This window comes from Acetobacter lambici, from assembly GCF_011516885.1.
Lineage (GTDB): Bacteria > Pseudomonadota > Alphaproteobacteria > Acetobacterales > Acetobacteraceae > Acetobacter > Acetobacter lambici.
Window position 1 is genome coordinate 1 of the sequence record NZ_WOTD01000016.1, and the last position, 15,573, is coordinate 15,573.

18 protein-coding genes are annotated in these 15,573 nt (G+C 58.3%); 17 read left to right on the forward strand and 1 reads right to left on the reverse strand.

All coding sequences use genetic code 11. The annotated features are described in order from the left end of the window. Nucleotides 1–113: 113 nt before the first annotated feature. From GOB86_RS08645 to GOB86_RS08725, 17 genes are all read left to right on the forward strand, one after another. Nucleotides 114–425, forward strand: a complete 312-nt coding sequence (locus GOB86_RS08645) for a hypothetical protein (RefSeq protein ID WP_242012570.1) — start codon at nucleotides 114–116, stop codon at nucleotides 423–425. Between the two features lie 14 nt (nucleotides 426–439). Beyond that, the gene (locus GOB86_RS08650; protein WP_277875465.1) at nucleotides 440–796 is read left to right on the forward strand and encodes a HypC/HybG/HupF family hydrogenase formation chaperone; all 357 of its coding nucleotides are present in this window, start codon (nucleotides 440–442) and stop codon (nucleotides 794–796) included. Nucleotides 797–803: 7 nt separating this feature from the next. After that, complete coding sequence (locus GOB86_RS08655; protein WP_165991945.1) at nucleotides 804–1,214, forward strand: thioredoxin domain-containing protein; 411 nt, start codon at nucleotides 804–806, stop codon at nucleotides 1,212–1,214. Then, the gene (locus GOB86_RS08660) at nucleotides 1,211–2,101 is read left to right on the forward strand and encodes a hydrogenase expression/formation protein (RefSeq protein WP_165991946.1); all 891 of its coding nucleotides are present in this window, start codon (nucleotides 1,211–1,213) and stop codon (nucleotides 2,099–2,101) included. Before GOB86_RS08655 ends, GOB86_RS08660 begins: the two co-directional genes overlap by 4 nt. Then, a complete protein-coding gene (gene hybE, locus GOB86_RS08665) occupies nucleotides 2,098–2,925 on the forward strand; it encodes a [NiFe]-hydrogenase assembly chaperone HybE (RefSeq protein WP_165991947.1) in 828 nt (275 codons plus the stop codon). Before GOB86_RS08660 ends, hybE begins: the two co-directional genes overlap by 4 nt. After that, nucleotides 2,922–3,926, forward strand: coding sequence for a nickel-dependent hydrogenase large subunit (locus GOB86_RS08670; RefSeq protein WP_165991948.1), 1,005 nt, complete (start codon nucleotides 2,922–2,924; stop codon nucleotides 3,924–3,926). The genes hybE and GOB86_RS08670 overlap by 4 nt, the downstream gene beginning before the upstream one ends. Next, entirely contained in the window at nucleotides 3,919–4,260 is a 342-nt protein-coding gene (hypA, locus tag GOB86_RS08675) for a hydrogenase maturation nickel metallochaperone HypA (RefSeq protein ID WP_165991949.1), read from the forward strand. The genes GOB86_RS08670 and hypA overlap by 8 nt, the downstream gene beginning before the upstream one ends. Then, on the forward strand, nucleotides 4,260–5,192 hold the full coding sequence (gene hypB / locus GOB86_RS08680; protein ID WP_165991950.1) for a hydrogenase nickel incorporation protein HypB: 933 nt from the start codon (nucleotides 4,260–4,262) through the stop codon (nucleotides 5,190–5,192). The genes hypA and hypB overlap by 1 nt, the downstream gene beginning before the upstream one ends. 7 nt (nucleotides 5,193–5,199) lie before the next feature. Then, nucleotides 5,200–6,687, forward strand: coding sequence for a sigma-54-dependent transcriptional regulator (locus GOB86_RS08685; protein WP_253544050.1), 1,488 nt, complete (start codon nucleotides 5,200–5,202; stop codon nucleotides 6,685–6,687). Between the two features lies 1 nt (nucleotide 6,688). Continuing rightward, entirely contained in the window at nucleotides 6,689–6,970 is a 282-nt protein-coding gene (locus GOB86_RS08690; protein ID WP_165991952.1) for a HypC/HybG/HupF family hydrogenase formation chaperone, read from the forward strand. Nucleotides 6,971–6,973: 3 nt separating this feature from the next. Beyond that, on the forward strand, nucleotides 6,974–8,095 hold the full coding sequence (gene hypD, locus GOB86_RS08695) for a hydrogenase formation protein HypD (protein ID WP_165991953.1): 1,122 nt from the start codon (nucleotides 6,974–6,976) through the stop codon (nucleotides 8,093–8,095). Beyond that, nucleotides 8,095–9,150 carry a hydrogenase expression/formation protein HypE gene (gene hypE / locus GOB86_RS08700; protein WP_165991954.1) on the forward strand — a complete coding sequence of 352 codons (1,056 nt, stop codon included), beginning with the start codon at nucleotides 8,095–8,097 and terminating at the stop codon, nucleotides 9,148–9,150. The genes hypD and hypE overlap by 1 nt, the downstream gene beginning before the upstream one ends. Before the next feature lies 1 nt (nucleotide 9,151). Next, a complete protein-coding gene (locus tag GOB86_RS08705; protein ID WP_165991955.1) occupies nucleotides 9,152–10,216 on the forward strand; it encodes a HoxN/HupN/NixA family nickel/cobalt transporter in 1,065 nt (354 codons plus the stop codon). Nucleotides 10,217–10,225: 9 nt separating this feature from the next. Continuing rightward, on the forward strand, nucleotides 10,226–11,551 hold the full coding sequence (gene rpoN / locus GOB86_RS08710; protein WP_165991956.1) for an RNA polymerase factor sigma-54: 1,326 nt from the start codon (nucleotides 10,226–10,228) through the stop codon (nucleotides 11,549–11,551). 417 nt (nucleotides 11,552–11,968) lie between these two features. Beyond that, nucleotides 11,969–13,570, forward strand: a complete 1,602-nt coding sequence (locus GOB86_RS08715; RefSeq protein WP_165991957.1) for a flavin monoamine oxidase family protein — start codon at nucleotides 11,969–11,971, stop codon at nucleotides 13,568–13,570. Next, entirely contained in the window at nucleotides 13,570–13,986 is a 417-nt protein-coding gene (locus GOB86_RS08720; RefSeq protein WP_165991958.1) for a c-type cytochrome, read from the forward strand. Before GOB86_RS08715 ends, GOB86_RS08720 begins: the two co-directional genes overlap by 1 nt. Before the next feature lie 4 nt (nucleotides 13,987–13,990). Continuing rightward, nucleotides 13,991–14,512, forward strand: a complete 522-nt coding sequence (locus GOB86_RS08725; RefSeq protein WP_165991959.1) for a RidA family protein — start codon at nucleotides 13,991–13,993, stop codon at nucleotides 14,510–14,512. A 41-nt stretch (nucleotides 14,513–14,553) separates the two neighbouring features. On the opposite strand, the gene GOB86_RS08730 is transcribed toward GOB86_RS08725, so the two are convergent. After that, nucleotides 14,554–15,567, reverse strand: coding sequence for an ABC transporter ATP-binding protein (locus GOB86_RS08730; protein WP_242012571.1), 1,014 nt, complete (start codon nucleotides 15,565–15,567; stop codon nucleotides 14,554–14,556). Between the last annotated feature and the right edge of the window lie 6 nt (nucleotides 15,568–15,573).

Genomic DNA, 15,573 nt, shown 5'->3' on the forward strand with positions numbered 1-15,573 from the left:
AGCGTCGCATTCGTCTGCCTCCCTCAAAGCGAGAAAAACAGTCAGCACAGGACGCCGGAAAGTACAACCCTCACGTACCATACTCAGGGCTTAACTGACGACACGCCGTAGCATTGCTGGACCTGCGCGGCCATGCGCCACGCGCCATTCATCTGGTGGGTGTGCAACCCGTGACTATGCAGGACTATGGCGGCGGGTTGACCAAGGCCGTGGCCGAGCAGGTGCCCCATGCCGTGCGCATGGTGCTGGACCTGCTAGCGCAACGCTGTGGCGTGGTTCCGACCCCATTGCAAAACGCTCCAGAACCGGGTGCGGGGGTCATGACACAGGCCGTGGCCCGCAAAGCCTACGAGCAGGGCCGCCCATCCGAGGAGATGGCCTGCCGTTACGGGGATGAGCGCGTTCTAGCGCGCAGAGGGGTGTAAACATGTGTCTGGGCATGCCAATGAAAGTGCTTCACTGCGATGGCAGCATGGCGCTCTGTGCGGTTGAACCACGCACGGGCACACAACAGCCCGCCCGACAGGAGCAGGTCGATACCATTTTGGTGCCCGATACGCGGGTAGGGGACTACCTGCTGGTTTTTATGGGCATGGCCCGTGCGCGCATGGAGCCGGTGGAGGCGCAAAAATTGCAGGATGCCCTGCATGCACTTGCCACACTGGCAACAACGCAGGTCGATGGTGGCACTGCAGAGCAGATCGTAACCAGCGGGTTTGCAGACCTGTGTGCAGCACCACCACGCCTTCCCCCCCACCTACAGGCTGCATTTGATGCAGGGCTTACGGAGGCCTGAACACGATATGTCCGTCTTGGAACTGCCACTGGTCAAAGGCCTTACAACCCGGCATGGCATGCCCGTCCTGCACACGTTGGAGCAGGCAGGAGCAGGTTTTGTGCTGCTTTTGCTGCCCAGCCATTCCAGAATACATCTGGAAACACCTGATCTGGCGGCCATTTTGCCAGACCTGCTGCAACTGGGGGCCGCAAGCTTGCAGGGCGCGCAGCCGATTGGCGGTGCCGTAGCCGATGCAACGCTTGAGGCGGCACTGGTTCGCAATGATGGCGATATATCCCTCCCGGCTCTAGTGTTGTTGGAAAACGGGCAGGTCAAAACCAGTATTTCGCGTATGCGGGACTGGGAGACCTATGTGAGCAGATTTGGGGTGATTTTTGCCTCGCCCGCCACACAGAGCGGGGAGCCTGTAGCATGAGCGCGTCTTTTATGTTCCCACCCGCAGGGTTTGGGCCGGGGTCGCAGATTGGGCAGGCAGATGAGGAGCTGAATTATCTGGCCATGCCCTCGGGCGTTACTGTGTACGAACCACATGTGCCAGAAATTGAGGACCCGGCCATTATGGCTGCAACACTCACATTTTTGGAAAACCTGCAAAAACAGGCGCAGGCCTGGCAGGAAGGGGATGCCTGCCTTTTGCCCAGGCATGATCTGGCTCCCGCATCCGCCGCGGCAGTTAATGACGCGCTGGGTGAGGGAGAGGTCTCCGCCAGACTGGAAGACACCGCAGGACTGGTGGAAGTGCAGGAAACCGTGTTTGCGGGCGTATGGTCCTTGCGAGCCTATGGTGGCCCGCATGGGCAGGATGTGCGTGAGCAGGTGGAGGTTTCGGCTTTTCCCAAAGCTCTTGTGGCGCGTGCGTTCCCCGCAAAACGTAGCCGCCCCGATGTGGCCGCCGGTGTGAGAGACGGGGTAGTGAACGCTCCGGCTATTTTGACTGAACTGTTTGAGCAAAGCGAGAACTGGCACCCCCAGAGCAGCCCCCATGTTGTAAACCTGAGCCTGCTACCGCACACACCCGAGGATATGGACATGCTGGAGAGTTGTCTGGGCCGGGGGCGGCTGACCATTCTGTCACGCGGGTATGGTAACTGCCGGATAGAGGCAACAGCCACACCTCATGTCTGGCGTGTGCGGTATTTTAATTCCATGGACACGCTTATTCTGGACACGATCGAGGTGTCCTGCGTGCCGGAGGTCGCCTGCGCGGCACCGGAGGATATTGCGGATTCCGCAATCCGCCTGCACGAAATCTGCACCGTTTTGCGTGCGGAAAGTGCCAGCCAGCAGGGTGTGGGGGCATGAGCAGCCACACCCCCCGGTTTGAAGGCTCGTATCTGGGTGATGCCACGCGTCTTCCTGATGATGCGATCATGGAGTGCAAAATCTGCTGGAGTGTCTATGACCCGGCAGAGGGGTGCGTTGTATGGCAGGTGCCCCCGCATACGCCTTTTGCCAGCCTGCCGGATTATTGGCGCTGCCCGACGTGTGACGGTGCAAAGGACCAGTTTATGGTGGTCTCCGCCTCCACCATGCCATCCGCAGTTGGGGCGGAAGTCCCCGCTACCCCAGCCACGCCCCTGCACCGCGATGGGGCACACTCCATGGAGCAAAGCCCCGCCAGCAGGTTTGCCCAGACGCTGGAAGGTGTGTTTGCCGATATTTATGCCAGCAAAATGCGGGGCCTGCCGTTTGTGAACGAGGCCCTGAATGTAAAGGCCGTAGGGTTCTGCACATTTGAGGAACAACTGGTAGGGGCGCTGTTGACCCCTTGGTTTATGAATCTGATTGTGGTCCCCAGCGTAGGGGCAGATTGGTCGGGCGTGGTCTCAGGCAGTAAAAAGCTACTGGATTTTCCATCCGGTTCGTACGAGTTCACCGCCGCCCTGCGTGATGGAGGGGCCGAGGCGCTGCCCGGTTATTGGGCGTGTTCGCTGTTCTCACCTGTGTTCAATTTTACCACCATGTTGCAGGCGACCGATACGGCACAGGCGGCCGTACGCGGTTTGCTGGACCCGGCCCTGAACCCCCAACCAGTTGCCGTGCAGGCGGAACAGCCAACGCCAGAACCTGCCATGGGGCGCAGGAGCCTTCTGGTCGGGCCGTCAGCCAGACAGGCCGGGGTATGATCGGCGGACTTCTCTTATATGGGGGGCAGAATGGCCAGCCATGGGGTGTCCGTACGCATAATGTGGTGGATGCCGGGTTGTTATGTGCTGGTTTGCAGCCAGAACAGGCTCTGGCGTTGATCGGGCGGGTGTTCAGCCTGTGCCGGGTTGCTCATTTGGAGGCCAGTTCGCGGGCCTTGGGGTTGGCAGGGCAGTCCGCGTTTGATCCTGCGCGCATGCAGGATGAAATTTTGCAGGACCACGCGTTGGCGTTGCTGGTCACATTGCCTGCGCAATTGGGCTTGCCCCCACAGCGCGAGAGCCTGTGCAAAGTGCTCCATAACCGTGAGGCCGGGGCGTCTTTGGTCAAGGAACTTACGGGTTCGGCTACGCCCATTGCCAATATGGCAGCACCAGCGTTTGCAGCATGGCTTGCAGGCGGGGTGGCGGAGAACGCGGCTTTTCTGCCCAAATTGTTCAACCGCTGCCATGCCGCGCTGGAGGGGGCGGGGGCGGATGTGACAATGTGTGGCCTGACCCCACAGGCCATACAGGCATGGCTGAGGCATGACCGCGAGCAGGGCGGGCCTGTTATGGCGTATGATGCCAGCATATGGCCTGATTATGCGCATTATCCGGTCATGCAGGCACTGGTCGGGCCGGAGGGTGTTCCACCGTTTGCGCGGCTTGTTGCACGGATGCTGGAGTTTCTGGTCTGTCTGGAAGGGCGGATGGGGAGCATACCTGATCGCGTTGGCTCTTTTCTGGCCGGTCTGGGGGCCGGGGTGGGGGTGGCGCGTGCCGCGCGTGGCATGTTGGTCCATGTGGCGCAGGTGCATAATGGTCTGATCACGGATTACCAGATTTTATCTCCCACCTTGTGGCATGTTGCTCAGGATGGGCTTTTCCGTCAGGCCATCTCCCGCCTGCGTTCGGGCTGCGCTAAGGTGACGGTTGAGTGTGTTCTGGCGGCACTTAACCCTTGTGTCCCTGTTACGGTGGAGGCGGCACAGCATGCATGAAATGTCCCTGTGTGAGAGCCTGATAAGCGTGATCGAGGAAAGCGCGCAACGTGAAGGTTTTACAAAGGTTACCCGTGTGCGGGTGGAGGTCGGGCGTTTTGCCGGGGTGGAACTGCCCGCCATGCACTTTGGCTTTGAGGTCGTAGCGCGTGGCACACTGGCCGAAGGTGCCAGACTGGACTTTGATGTCGTGCCCGGTAGCGCATGGTGTTTTGATTGCGGGCAGACCGTGGAACTCGACAATCGCATGGACCCTTGCCCCATATGCGCGGGTGTGCGCCTCCAGCCTACGGGCGGGACGGAAATAAGGCTGAAAGACATGGAGGTAATCTGATGTGTACAACATGTGGCTGTAGCGGTGATGGTGCAACGTTCGAGGGCGGTGATCACGCCCACCCCCATGGCGCGGAGCATTCCCATGGTCATGCCCACGACCACCCGCATGACCATGGGCACGATCACCCTCACCCCCACCCGCATGAAGGGGAGGGCGCGCATGCCGACCTGAACTACGGCAACGGCCCTGCGCGTTCACATGCGCCGGGGTTGTCACAGGCGCGCATGGTGGAAATCGAGCGCAATATCCTCTCCAAGAACGATGCTTACGCAGCCAGCAACCGTGCCCGCTTTGCGCAGGATGGCAGTCTGGCGCTCAACATGTTGGCAGGCCCGGGGGCAGGCAAAACTACGTTGCTGGTGGAAACACTCAAAACACTGGCAGGCGCCATTCCCTGTTCGGTTATTGAAGGGGATCAGCAGACCAGTCATGATGCCGATCGTATTCGCGCAACAGGCACGCCAGCTATCCAGATCAATACCGGTAAGGGGTGCCACCTGGATGCGCACATGGTTGGCCACGCCGTGGAGCATCTTGGTGTGCACATGGGTGGTATCCTGTTCATCGAAAATGTTGGCAATCTGGTCTGCCCGGCGGCTTTTGATCTTGGGGAAAAGCGACGCGTGACCCTCCTTTCCGTTACGGAAGGCGAGGATAAACCCCTTAAATACCCGGATATTTTTGAAAAAGCAGACATGGTTCTGCTTACTAAGACCGACCTGCTCCCGCATCTGGATGTGAATGTTGAGGTGTTGGAGGCAAACATAAAACGCGTAGCCCCGCAGGCACAGATCCTGCATGTTTCCACCCGCAATGGGCAGGGCATGCCACAATGGCTGGACTGGCTGAAGGGCGAGCGCCGCGCGCTGCTGCATGCACTGGCGGCACAGGCACAGGCCCGTGCGGACATGCTACGCGCGGCGGAGTAAGCATATCGTGGTAACGCCTGCCTGCATTTTGGTTGTTGATGACGAACCACGCTCCGTGGAGGTTATTGCGCGCATCCTGCGTGAGGAATTTGAGGTTCTGAGCGCGACAAACGTGGAGCAGGCCCGCGCGTTACTGGAAAACAACTGGGTTCACGCCATTTTTTGCGACCAGCGTATGCCGGGCATGAGCGGTGTGGAATTTCTGGCCGATGTCCGTGCGCGCTGGCCAGATATCGTCCGCATGATTGTCACCGGTTATACAGAACCGGATGACATGATAGATGCCATTAATCAGGCGGGTATTTACCAGTATATTACAAAACCGTGGCACCCGGACCAGCTTTTACTGGCTGCACGCAATGCCACGCAGCTGTTTGCCATGCAGCGGGAATACGAGCGCCTCTCTCTCGAACTCAGGCTGGCTCCCCCCGTGGCGGAGGGGCGTTTGCGCCAGCAGCGTGAGCGGGTGGCGGGTAGCTACCATTTTGACGCCATTATCCGCACCCCTGCCAGCCCGATGAGCGATGTCTGTCGACAGGCCGCCAAAACAGCGGTGTTTGATATTCCTGTGCTGATTGAAGGAGAAACCGGCACAGGCAAGGAACTGCTTGCCCGTGCGGTACACTACGCAAGCCAGCGCAGTGCCGGTGCATTTGTTGCCGTCAATTGTGGCGCTATTCCCGACGACCTGCTGGAATCTGAATTGTTTGGCCACCGCAAGGGGGCTTTTACCGGCGCACATGCAAACCGCCGTGGTCTGGTGGAAGAAGCTGATGGCGGCACGCTTTTTCTGGATGAAATTGGTGATATTTCTCCCGCTTTTCAGGTCAAGATCCTACGTTTTTTGCAAGAAGGCGAATTCCGCCCTCTGGGCACGAACGAAACCACGCGGGTGGATGTGCGCGTGCTGGCCGCAACGCACAGGGACCTGCGGGCGGAGGTCAGGGCAGGCCGGTTCCGCGAGGATCTGTATTTCCGCCTGACCGGCATGGTTCTGAGCATTCCTCCCCTGCGGAGTAGACCTGCGGATATTCACGTTCTGGCGCAGCATCTGCTGGATGCAGCCTGTGCCCGCCATGGGCGGCATGTGCGCGGCTTTGCTCCGGGGGTGCTGGATGTGCTGGTGCAATATGGCTGGCCGGGCAATGTGCGTGAATTACAGAACGAAATCTTACGCATGCTGGTTCTGGCTGAAAGCGATAGTCTGGGCTTGGACCTGTTATCCCCCGTGGTTATGGGGGCGGAGCCAGTTCCGCAGGCCATTCAGGCACAGGCCGTGGCGGACCCCGTGGTGCATGATGGTGGCACCTTGCAGGAGCGCATGGACGCGCTGGAAGCCAATGTGCTGATGGAAACCATCGCCCGGTGTGGTTGGAACAAAAGCCTGACCGCGCGTGAACTGGGCCTCTCCCGCGTGGGGTTGCGGGCCAAGATCGAGCGCTACGGCATTGTACCCGATGCGGGGAAACAGACTTTACAGAAGGGAAATTCCTGAAATGTGTCTCGGTATTCCCGGCCAGATAACGGCCATTGTGGATGAGCAGGCCATGTTGGCCGAGGTGGATGTTTCTGGCGTGCGCAGGCAGGTCGATGTGCTGTGTGTTGCACAGCAGGGCAAACCACTGGCAGAACTTGTGGGTACATGGGTGCTTGTGCATGTAGGCTTTGCCATGAGCCGGATAGACGAGACCGAAGCGCGCGAAACCCTGCGTCTGCTTGCCAGCATGGATGAACTGGCTGGGGAGCTGGACGCCATGCGCACCAGTGCTCAGGCCTGAGCCATGCAGTTTGTAAAGGAGTTCCGCAACCCCCATCTGGCGGAAGCGCTTCTGGCACAGATCAGTCAGGTTGCGGAGCGTATAGGCCGCACCCGGTCAAGCCCCGTTACGGTCATGGAAGTCTGTGGGGGGCATACCCACACGATTTTTCGGTATGGGCTGGACCGGCGGCTTCCGGCTAATATCGAGTTCGCACACGGGCCGGGGTGCCCGGTGTGTGTGCTGCCCAAAGGGCGGATAGAAGACGCCATTGGCATAGCCCACAGGCCCGATGTGATTTTTGCCACCTTTGGGGATGCCATGCGTGTGCCCGGTGGCAGCGGCAGTCTTTTGCAGGCCCGTGCCGCAGGCGCGGATGTGCGCATGGTTTATTCTCCGCTCGATGCGTTGGCCCTTGCACGAGCCAACCCGGAGCGGCAGGTGGTTTTTTTTGCATTGGGGTTTGAGACAACAGCCCCCTCCACAGCACTGACTGTTTTGCGGGCTAATGCGGAAAAAATAAGTAATTTTACCATCCTTTGCCAGCATATTACCATTATTCCCACGTTGCGTGCCCTGCTGGAGCAGCCCGATTTTAACGTGGATGGGTTTATTGGCCCTGGTCACGTTTCCATGGTGATCGGCACGCAGCCTTATGCGTTTATTGCGCAGGATTTCAAACGCCCACTGGTTGTGGCGGGCTTTGAACCACTGGATATTCTGCAATCCCTGCTGATGGTGCTTAACCAGATCGAGGCAGGGCAGGCGTGTGTGGAAAACCAGTACGCGCGCGTGGTGGCAGCGCAGGGTAACCCGGCGGCCATGGCAGCGATTGACCGGGTTTATGAGGTCCGGCAGGCGTGCGAATGGCGCGGCCTTGGCCAGATTACCGGGTCCGGCCTGCAATTACGGCCAGAGTGGAGCCAGTTTGACGCGGAAAAGCGTTTTGCCATGCAACCCCACCATCTGGCTGATCTGGAACAGTGTCGTTGCGGAGATGTGCTGACAGGGCGGATCAAACCCCCGCAATGTCAGGCGTTTGGGCGTGGCTGCTCGCCAGATCATCCATCTGGCGCGCTCATGGTCTCGTCCGAAGGGGCCTGTGCAGCCTATTACGAATATCATGGCGTGGGGGAGGCGGCATAATGCCCGGCACTTTAACAGGGATTGGTGCAAATGGCCGCATTACGCTGGCGCACGGGGGCGGTGGCAGCGCCATGCGCGCCTTAATTGAAGAGGTATTTCTGGCGGCTTTTGCACAAGACCCGCTAGCTCCGCAGGAGGATCAGGCACGGCTGGATCTGGCAGCCCTTGCGCAGCAGGGAAACAGACTGGCCTTTACAACCGACGCCTTTGTGGTGGAACCGCTCGAATTCCCCGGTGGCAATATTGGCACGCTTGCCGTGTGCGGCACGGTGAATGACCTGGCTGTAGGGGGCGCATGCCCTGTTGCTCTGTCTGCTGCCTTTGTTCTGGCGGAAGGGCTGGAACTTGCCGTGCTCCGCCGGGTTGTGGAGGCCATGGCCCAAAGTGCGGCTCAGGCTGGTGTGAGTATTGTAACGGGGGATACCAAGGTGGTGCCCCGCCATGCCTGTGATGGGCTGTTTGTTACCACCAGTGGCGTAGGGGTTATCCGCCCTGAACACAATATCAGCATTGCCGCAGGCCAACCGGGGGATGTTGTGCTGGTCAATGGCTCACTGGGGGACCACGGGGCCGCCATTTTGTGCGCACGCGGTGATCTGGCGCTGCAAACACACCTGCAAAGTGATTGTGCGCCCCTGAATGGCCTTGTGGATGCACTGCTGTGCGCAGTGCCAGATGTGCGCTGCATGCGTGACGCCACGCGTGGAGGTGTGGCGGGCGTGCTGACCGAACTGGCAGAGGCCAGTAATGTGCTTGTCACGGTGAATGAGGCGGCATTGCCCGTTCATCCCGAAGTAGAGGGCGTGTGCGAAATACTGGGGCTGGACCCGCTGTTTTTAGCCAATGAGGGCAAGCTGGTGGCCGTGGTCCCTGCCAGCCACGCTGCGCGCGCGCTTGCGGCCCTGCAAGGTCACCCGTTGGGGCGCAATGCCGCCATTATCGGCACGTTGCAGGCCAGTGCTGCCGGGCAGGGGGCTGTGCATATTGTTAACGAGTTTGGTGGCGCACGGGTATTGACCATGCCATCAGGGGAACAACTGCCAAGGATTTGCTGATATGCGGCAAGACCCGTCCTTTCTGGCTCAAGACCAACTATGGTTGCCGAGCAGGGCCGTTCTGGCGGCACGGTACGCGCAGGGTTACTGGTTGCTTGCGGCTTTGCTGCTGTTTAATGCGTTTGCATGGACTGCTGCTTGGGTCTGCTTTGGTGGGAATGCAACACTTTTGGCATCCGCTCTGCTGGCATGGGTGTTCGGGCTGCGCCACGCCATGGACGCGGACCATATTGTGGCGATTGATCTGGTCACCCGCAAACTTATGGTTGCGGAGCGCTCTCCATTGGGGGTGGGGCTGTTCTTTTCGTTAGGGCACTCCTCTGTTGTGTGCATTGCCGTGTTGTTTTTGACGGTTTTACCGACGCATGACTGGCTGGAGCGCTGGCACCTTGTGGGCGGCAGTATTGGCTCGGCTGTGTCCGTAACCTTTCTGTTCCTCATGGCGGGGTACAATGTGTATGCGGCGGGGCGGCAATGGCGGTTGTTCCGCAACAAGGCGGATATGCCCGATACCGTGTCTGGCGGAATAATGGCGCGGCTGTTCGCCCCGGCTTTTAGGCTTATCGGGCGCTCATGGCAGATGTATCCGCTTGGTTTTCTGTTTGGTCTGGGGTTTGACACGGCAACCGAGGTCGGGCTGCTGGGGCTGGCTGCGGCCCAGAGTGCTCAGGGGCTTGGGCTTGTGGGTATTCTTATGTTTCCGTTGCTGTTTACTGCAGGCATGTCCGCCATAGACACGCTTGATGCCGTGCTGATGATGCGCGCTTACGGCTGGAGCGCGCAAACGCGTACCCGCCGCCAGATTTATAATCTGGTCATAACCAGTGTTTCAGCCCTTGCCGCCATAGGGGTCGGGGCGACTGAGTATGCCGCGGGTCTGGGGGAGGATGGCGTGGCAGGTTCCTCCCTGGTGGGTCTTGCTTCCATGCTGGCGGAGCATTTCCCTCTTCTGGGCAGTGCGATCATGGCGGTTTTTCTGGCATTGTGGGCTGGCGCTTTTGTGTGGGACAAAGCCGCAGCCAGACGGGCGGAGGTTATTGTACCTGCGCCCCATACACGGACCTGACCACCCATTATGCGCCCGGTTCTGGAGCAGAAGGTCCGCCATAAACAAGGCGTTGCCGTAACACCCAGAATGCGTGAAGCCCTAAGGCTGCTGCGTCTGCCTCAGCCTGATATGGAAGCTTATATAGCCCAGCAGGTGGAACAGAACCCGTTTCTGGAACAGCCAGACTGGGAGTTTGACCAGCCAGCCAGTTATCCCGTCCACTCGGGCGTGCCCACCACGCAGGACGAGACTGAACGGCTGGTGGCGGCAGAGGCGTCGGTTGAGGAACAGCTACTCCGCCAGATTGCTCTTTCCGTCAGGCCAACATGGTTATGCCGTCTGGCGGCTCTGCTGCTGGAAGAGGTGGATGAATACGGTCGACTGTCCTCTGCTACGTTGGACATATTCAGCCAGAGCCGGGGGGTAGCGCGTGCCTGCGTGGAGGAGGCCCGGCAGTACCTGCTCAGGCTGGAACCCGTGGGCGTGGGGGCGCTGTCTGTTGCCGAATGTTTTGCCGTGCAGCTTGATGATGAAGGATTGCTGGACGAAGCCTTTACAAGACTGCTGGCCAATCTTGGTCGTCTGGTCAAAGGGGACCGGGCCGGACTTGCGGGTGTGTGTCGTGTAAGTGCGCGGCAACTGGAGCAGATGCTCCAGATACTGCAACGGCTGGAGCCATACCCATACTGTAGGCAGGCGGTCGAACCTGCATTGCTGCGTAAGGCGGAGTTGCGTGTTGAGCAGGACGGACAGGGGCAATGGCGGGTTTTTGCCTACGCGGACCGTGCGCAGAGCCTTATGCTGAATACGGAGTTGCGCGGCCGTCTCTCCTCGCGCCTGAGTGTGCGTGAACGCGGACAGGTGAAGGAATGGATCGCAGATGCACGCTGGCTTTTGAACGTAGTAGCCAGACGGCGCAGAAGCCTTGTGCTACTTGGGCAAAAAATTCTGGAACGCCAGCCAGATTTTTTGAGCCGGGGGGTAGAAGCCCTGCACCCCCTGACCATGCTCCAGATCGCACAGGACATGCAGGTGCATGAAAGTACGGTCAGTCGGCTGGTGGCGGATAAATATGTTTCCACGCCGGATGGGGTTTTGCCGCTCCGTTACTTTTTTACCGCAGGTGTCGGTCGTGGTGGGCAGTCGCCCCCCCGTGCGGCGGCGGCGGCCCGAGCCTGCCTGCGCAGGCTTGTGCGGGAAGAAAAACCGGACAACCCTCTTTCCGACAATGCATTGGTGGAGGTGCTGGAAAAACAGGGGTTTCGGGTCTCCAGACGCACCGTTGTCAAATACCGCCAGATCATGGGAATAGGCTCATCATTTGCCCGCAAAGGGCAGGGGATTTCAGTATAGTGGCGTGCTGCCAACTATAATTCCTTTGTTTGCAACGGTTTTAGTTCGAACATAAGCAGGAATAATCGTTTATCGCGCCTAGACAGCGCTCTTGTACCAAAGATGCGTCCGCACCCTGTTTTTATCTTTGTTCCTATTCCGGAATGGTTTACGGGGAGTAAAGTAACATTTTTTGGTGGAGCCCCGACTATGCGATCCACGCACAGCATGAATACAGCATGGTTATGGAAAAGACCTACCTTCACAGGTCCTTTCCCTGTCATTCCTGCCTTCGCACATAGTCTGCAAACGCAGAAGCTCCGGGTGAGAACTGTTTTTTCAAATAGAAGATAACCGCCTTTATTTCAAACGGCTTTCGCATGCGTTCCGGTTCTTTGCGTATGGAACCATGGGTGGAAGATAAAGCAGGAATACGCAATGGCAGGTCCATCACACGCTCCCTTACAGACACGTCGGCAGCTTTTGGGGCGTATTGGCACGCTGGCAGGGAGTGCGGCTCTTTATCAGGCCATGACCAGCATGGGGCATGCCATGGGAACGGATTTTTCAGGTCCCCCCAATCTGTCCGGTGCAAAGCCGGGCACATCTGTGCTGGTTCTGGGTGCTGGTCTTGCGGGAATGCTCAGTGCGTACGAATTGCGCAAGGCTGGCTATGACGTTCAGGTCCTTGAGTTCCAGACCCGTAGTGGTGGGCGCAACATCAGCCTGCGTGGGGGGGATACGGTAGCCGAACTGGGTGGGGCTACACAAAAAGTTGGCTTTGCTGCGGGTAACTACCTTAACCCCGGCCCGTGGCGTATTCCCTACCACCATCAGGCTTTGCTGCATTATTGCCGCGAATTTGGCGTGCAGTTGGAGCCGTTTATTGAGCTTAACCATAATAGCTGGCTCCATTCGACCGGTTTCTTTGGCGGCAAGGTCGTGCGTTACAGGGAACTGGCGGCTGATTTTACGGGGTTTACGGCGGAACTTCTGGCCAAAGCGGTAGATCAGCACAAACTAGATGATTTGGTTAGTGCGGATGAAGTGGCCTACCTGAAAAACGCCATGCGGGGCTGGGGAGCACTTACGCCAGACTTGCAATATACCAAAGGCACACTCAGTTCACTCCGCCGTGGCTTTGAAAAACCGCAGGGCGGTGGCCCAGATGGCGCACCTGTTCCCTCTGAGTTGATGAACCGTGATGAAATCTGGAAATCCGGAATGTGGAACTGGATGGCTTTCCACGAGCGGCTGGATATGCAGACAACCATGTTCCAGCCAGTGGGGGGGATGGACAGTATTGGCAAGGCCTTTGCCAGACAGCTACCGGGGTTGATCCACCTGAACTGCAAGGTAACCGCCATTCATCAGGACAACAGTGGCGTGAGCGTTACCTATAACGATATGGGGCACTCTGGCGCGGTACGCCATGCCAGAGCGGATTATTGTGTCTGCACCATACCCCTTTCCATTCTCTCACAACTTGATGTGCAGGTCAGTGATGGCATGAAGGCAGCCATAGCAGCCGTGCCTTACGGGTCCTCCGTCAAGCTCGGGCTGGAGTTCAAACGGCGGTTCTGGGAGGAGGATGACAAGATTTACGGTGGGATCAGTTTTACGAACCAGCCGATCAGTCAGGTGTCCTACCCAAGTCATGGTATTTTTTCCAAAGGGCCTGCGGTCCTGCTGGGGGGGTATATGTTTGGCCCCGCAGCGTATGACTTTGCGGGCATGACGCCACAGGAACGGCTGGAGAAGGGCATAAAACAAGGACTGGCTTTTCATCCACAATACCGCAAGGAATTCCTTAACGGTGTAAGCTATGCTTGGAGCCGTACCCCATGGACGTTAGGATGCTGCGCCCTGTGGAGTGAGGAGGCGCGGAAAACGCATTATCAAGCCCTGTGCGCGGTTGACCAGCGTGTGGTTCTGGCCGGGGAGCATGCCTCTTACGTGGGATGCTGGCAGGAAGGAGCGGTTCTGTCCGCGCTGGATGCGGTTACAAGGCTGCATAAACGCGCGTTGGGGGCTGCATAATGCGTAAGATCTTTCTTTTTTCCGTAGCCATGTTTGCCTTCGTAATATCTGGTGCCGCGCGTGCGGATAGTGCCGCACCGGCTACGACCAAAATGGTGGATATGCCATCGGGGGAGGCCGTCTACCGGCATATATGCCAGAGTTGTCATATGGCGGATGGGCTGGGGGCAGTTGGAGCGGGTGCGCGCATTCCAGCACTTGCACACAATCCGCGTTTGCAGATTGCCAGTTACCCCGCAACCGTTATTCTCAATGGTTATGGTGGCATGCCGTGGTTTTCTGGCATGCTGAATGACCGGCAGGTTGCCGATGTTGTTGCGTATATTCGCACACATTTTGGGAATGACTACAAAGACCCACTCAACCCCGCAGACGTGGCTTTTATGCGCCTGCATCTGACACCCGAAGCGGAGTAATCTTATGCGTATGCTCAAAACTTTTGCAGTTTCCACCATGTTTTCCGCTGTAGGGCTTGCTGCCGTGGGGGCATGTGTGCCCGCACAGGCCCAGAATGGCGTTGTCAGGCAGAACGAACCATCATACCCCATTGCTTCTGCCGTCGAGGTGCCTGCTGGCTACTCCACCGTTTACGTTAGCGGCATTGGTTCACCCGTGACCAACCCTGCGGCTCCCGCCAAAAGCGTGGCTGCCTATGGTTCCATGGTTACTCAGACGGAGGAAAGCCTTAAACGTATCAGGGATATTCTCAAAAATATGGGTCTGGGTATGGGCGATGTCGTGCAGATGCATGTGTTTATGGTTGCGGATGCGCAGACCAAAAAACTGGATTTTGATGGTATGATGCAAAGCTATACAAAGTTCTTTGGCACCAAAGATCAGCCCAATCTGCCGGTCAGGTCCGCTTTTGCCGTAGCGCAACTGTCCAATCCCGGCTGGTTGGTGGAAATTGAGGTTGTGGCCGTCAAACCCCCTCACCATTAAACAGACTTTGCGTAAGGCGTGTGGAAAACACACGTCTTACGTTATTTTAAAACAGGATAATGGCAGGCGACCTCATGGCCGGGGGCAATCTGCCTTAAGGCAGGTGCTTCGTTCTGGCATCGGGGCTGCACGGCCGGGCAGCGTGTATGAAAACGGCAACCGGATGGTTTGTTAACCGGGCTTGGAATTTCGCCCCGTAAGGGGGCTGGCCGTGCTGCTCCTACAACCGGGCGGGGCACGGCCTGCGTTAGCGCAATGGTGTATGGGTGTGCTGCATTGTGCAAAACGGTATCTGTCTCGCCCAACTCAACAATCACGCCAAGATACATGACCGCAACGCGGGTGGAAATCTGGCGCACGACCGCAAGGTCATGGGCAATAAAAACATAGGTCAGGCCAAGATGTTTTTGTAAATCAGCAAACAGATTTACAATTTGCGCCTGAACCGAAACATCCAGAGCCGAGACAGGTTCGTCCGCCACAATAAGGCGGGGAGCAAGGACAAGCGCGCGGGCAATGTTAATGCGCTGGCGTTGCCCGCCCGAAAATTCGTGTGGGTACCGCTCAAGTGCTGTATGGGGCAGGCTGACCAGTTCCATAAGTTCTGTCAGCCTGTGTGCTATGGTGGCGGAGTTCCGTCTGGTGCCCTCGGGTGTGCGGTGTACCCGCAAGGGTTCGGCCAGCAGGTCCCCAATGCGTCTGCGGGGGTTGAGGGATGCATAGGAATCCTGGAACACCATCTGCATTCGCGGACGTAGGGCGCGTAAGGTGCGTTCGGGCAGGTGTGTTATATTCTGCTCTTCAAATACAATCTGCCCGGCGGAGACATCGCTCAGGCGCAGCAGGCAGCGCCCCAGTGTGGATTTACCGCAGCCTGACTCTCCGACAAGCCCAAGAACTTCGCCCGGCATGATGGTGAAGGAAACGCCGTCGACCGCTTTTAGGGTCTGCCCCTTTTTTAACGTGTAGGTTTTATACACGTCCCTGACCGCCATCAGAGGCTGGGGGGCGGTTGGGGCGTTTGCCGCCTGCTCGTTTGGGGGCACGGAACGCATGGGGCT

Bases quoted from the DNA above. Each gene is read 5' to 3' on its own strand.
- GOB86_RS08660 (WP_165991946.1), top strand. From the start codon at position 1,211: ATGAGCGCGTCTTTTATGTTCCCACCCGCAGGGTTTGGGCCGGGGTCG.
- hypB (WP_165991950.1), top strand. From the start codon at position 4,260: ATGTGTACAACATGTGGCTGTAGCGGTGATGGTGCAACGTTCGAGGGC.
- GOB86_RS08730 (WP_242012571.1), bottom strand. From the start codon at position 15,567: ATGCGTTCCGTGCCCCCAAACGAGCAGGCGGCAAACGCCCCAACCGCC.
- GOB86_RS08725 (WP_165991959.1), top strand. From the start codon at position 13,991: ATGCGTATGCTCAAAACTTTTGCAGTTTCCACCATGTTTTCCGCTGTA.
- hypA (WP_165991949.1), top strand. From the start codon at position 3,919: ATGCATGAAATGTCCCTGTGTGAGAGCCTGATAAGCGTGATCGAGGAA.
- GOB86_RS08670 (WP_165991948.1), top strand. From the start codon at position 2,922: ATGATCGGCGGACTTCTCTTATATGGGGGGCAGAATGGCCAGCCATGG.
- GOB86_RS08650 (WP_277875465.1), top strand. From the start codon at position 440: ATGCCAATGAAAGTGCTTCACTGCGATGGCAGCATGGCGCTCTGTGCG.
- hypE (WP_165991954.1), top strand. From the start codon at position 8,095: ATGCCCGGCACTTTAACAGGGATTGGTGCAAATGGCCGCATTACGCTG.
- GOB86_RS08690 (WP_165991952.1), top strand. From the start codon at position 6,689: ATGTGTCTCGGTATTCCCGGCCAGATAACGGCCATTGTGGATGAGCAG.
- hypD (WP_165991953.1), top strand. From the start codon at position 6,974: ATGCAGTTTGTAAAGGAGTTCCGCAACCCCCATCTGGCGGAAGCGCTT.
- GOB86_RS08715 (WP_165991957.1), top strand. From the start codon at position 11,969: ATGGCAGGTCCATCACACGCTCCCTTACAGACACGTCGGCAGCTTTTG.
- rpoN (WP_165991956.1), top strand. From the start codon at position 10,226: ATGCGCCCGGTTCTGGAGCAGAAGGTCCGCCATAAACAAGGCGTTGCC.
- GOB86_RS08720 (WP_165991958.1), top strand. From the start codon at position 13,570: ATGCGTAAGATCTTTCTTTTTTCCGTAGCCATGTTTGCCTTCGTAATA.
- GOB86_RS08705 (WP_165991955.1), top strand. From the start codon at position 9,152: ATGCGGCAAGACCCGTCCTTTCTGGCTCAAGACCAACTATGGTTGCCG.
- hybE (WP_165991947.1), top strand. From the start codon at position 2,098: ATGAGCAGCCACACCCCCCGGTTTGAAGGCTCGTATCTGGGTGATGCC.
- GOB86_RS08655 (WP_165991945.1), top strand. From the start codon at position 804: ATGTCCGTCTTGGAACTGCCACTGGTCAAAGGCCTTACAACCCGGCAT.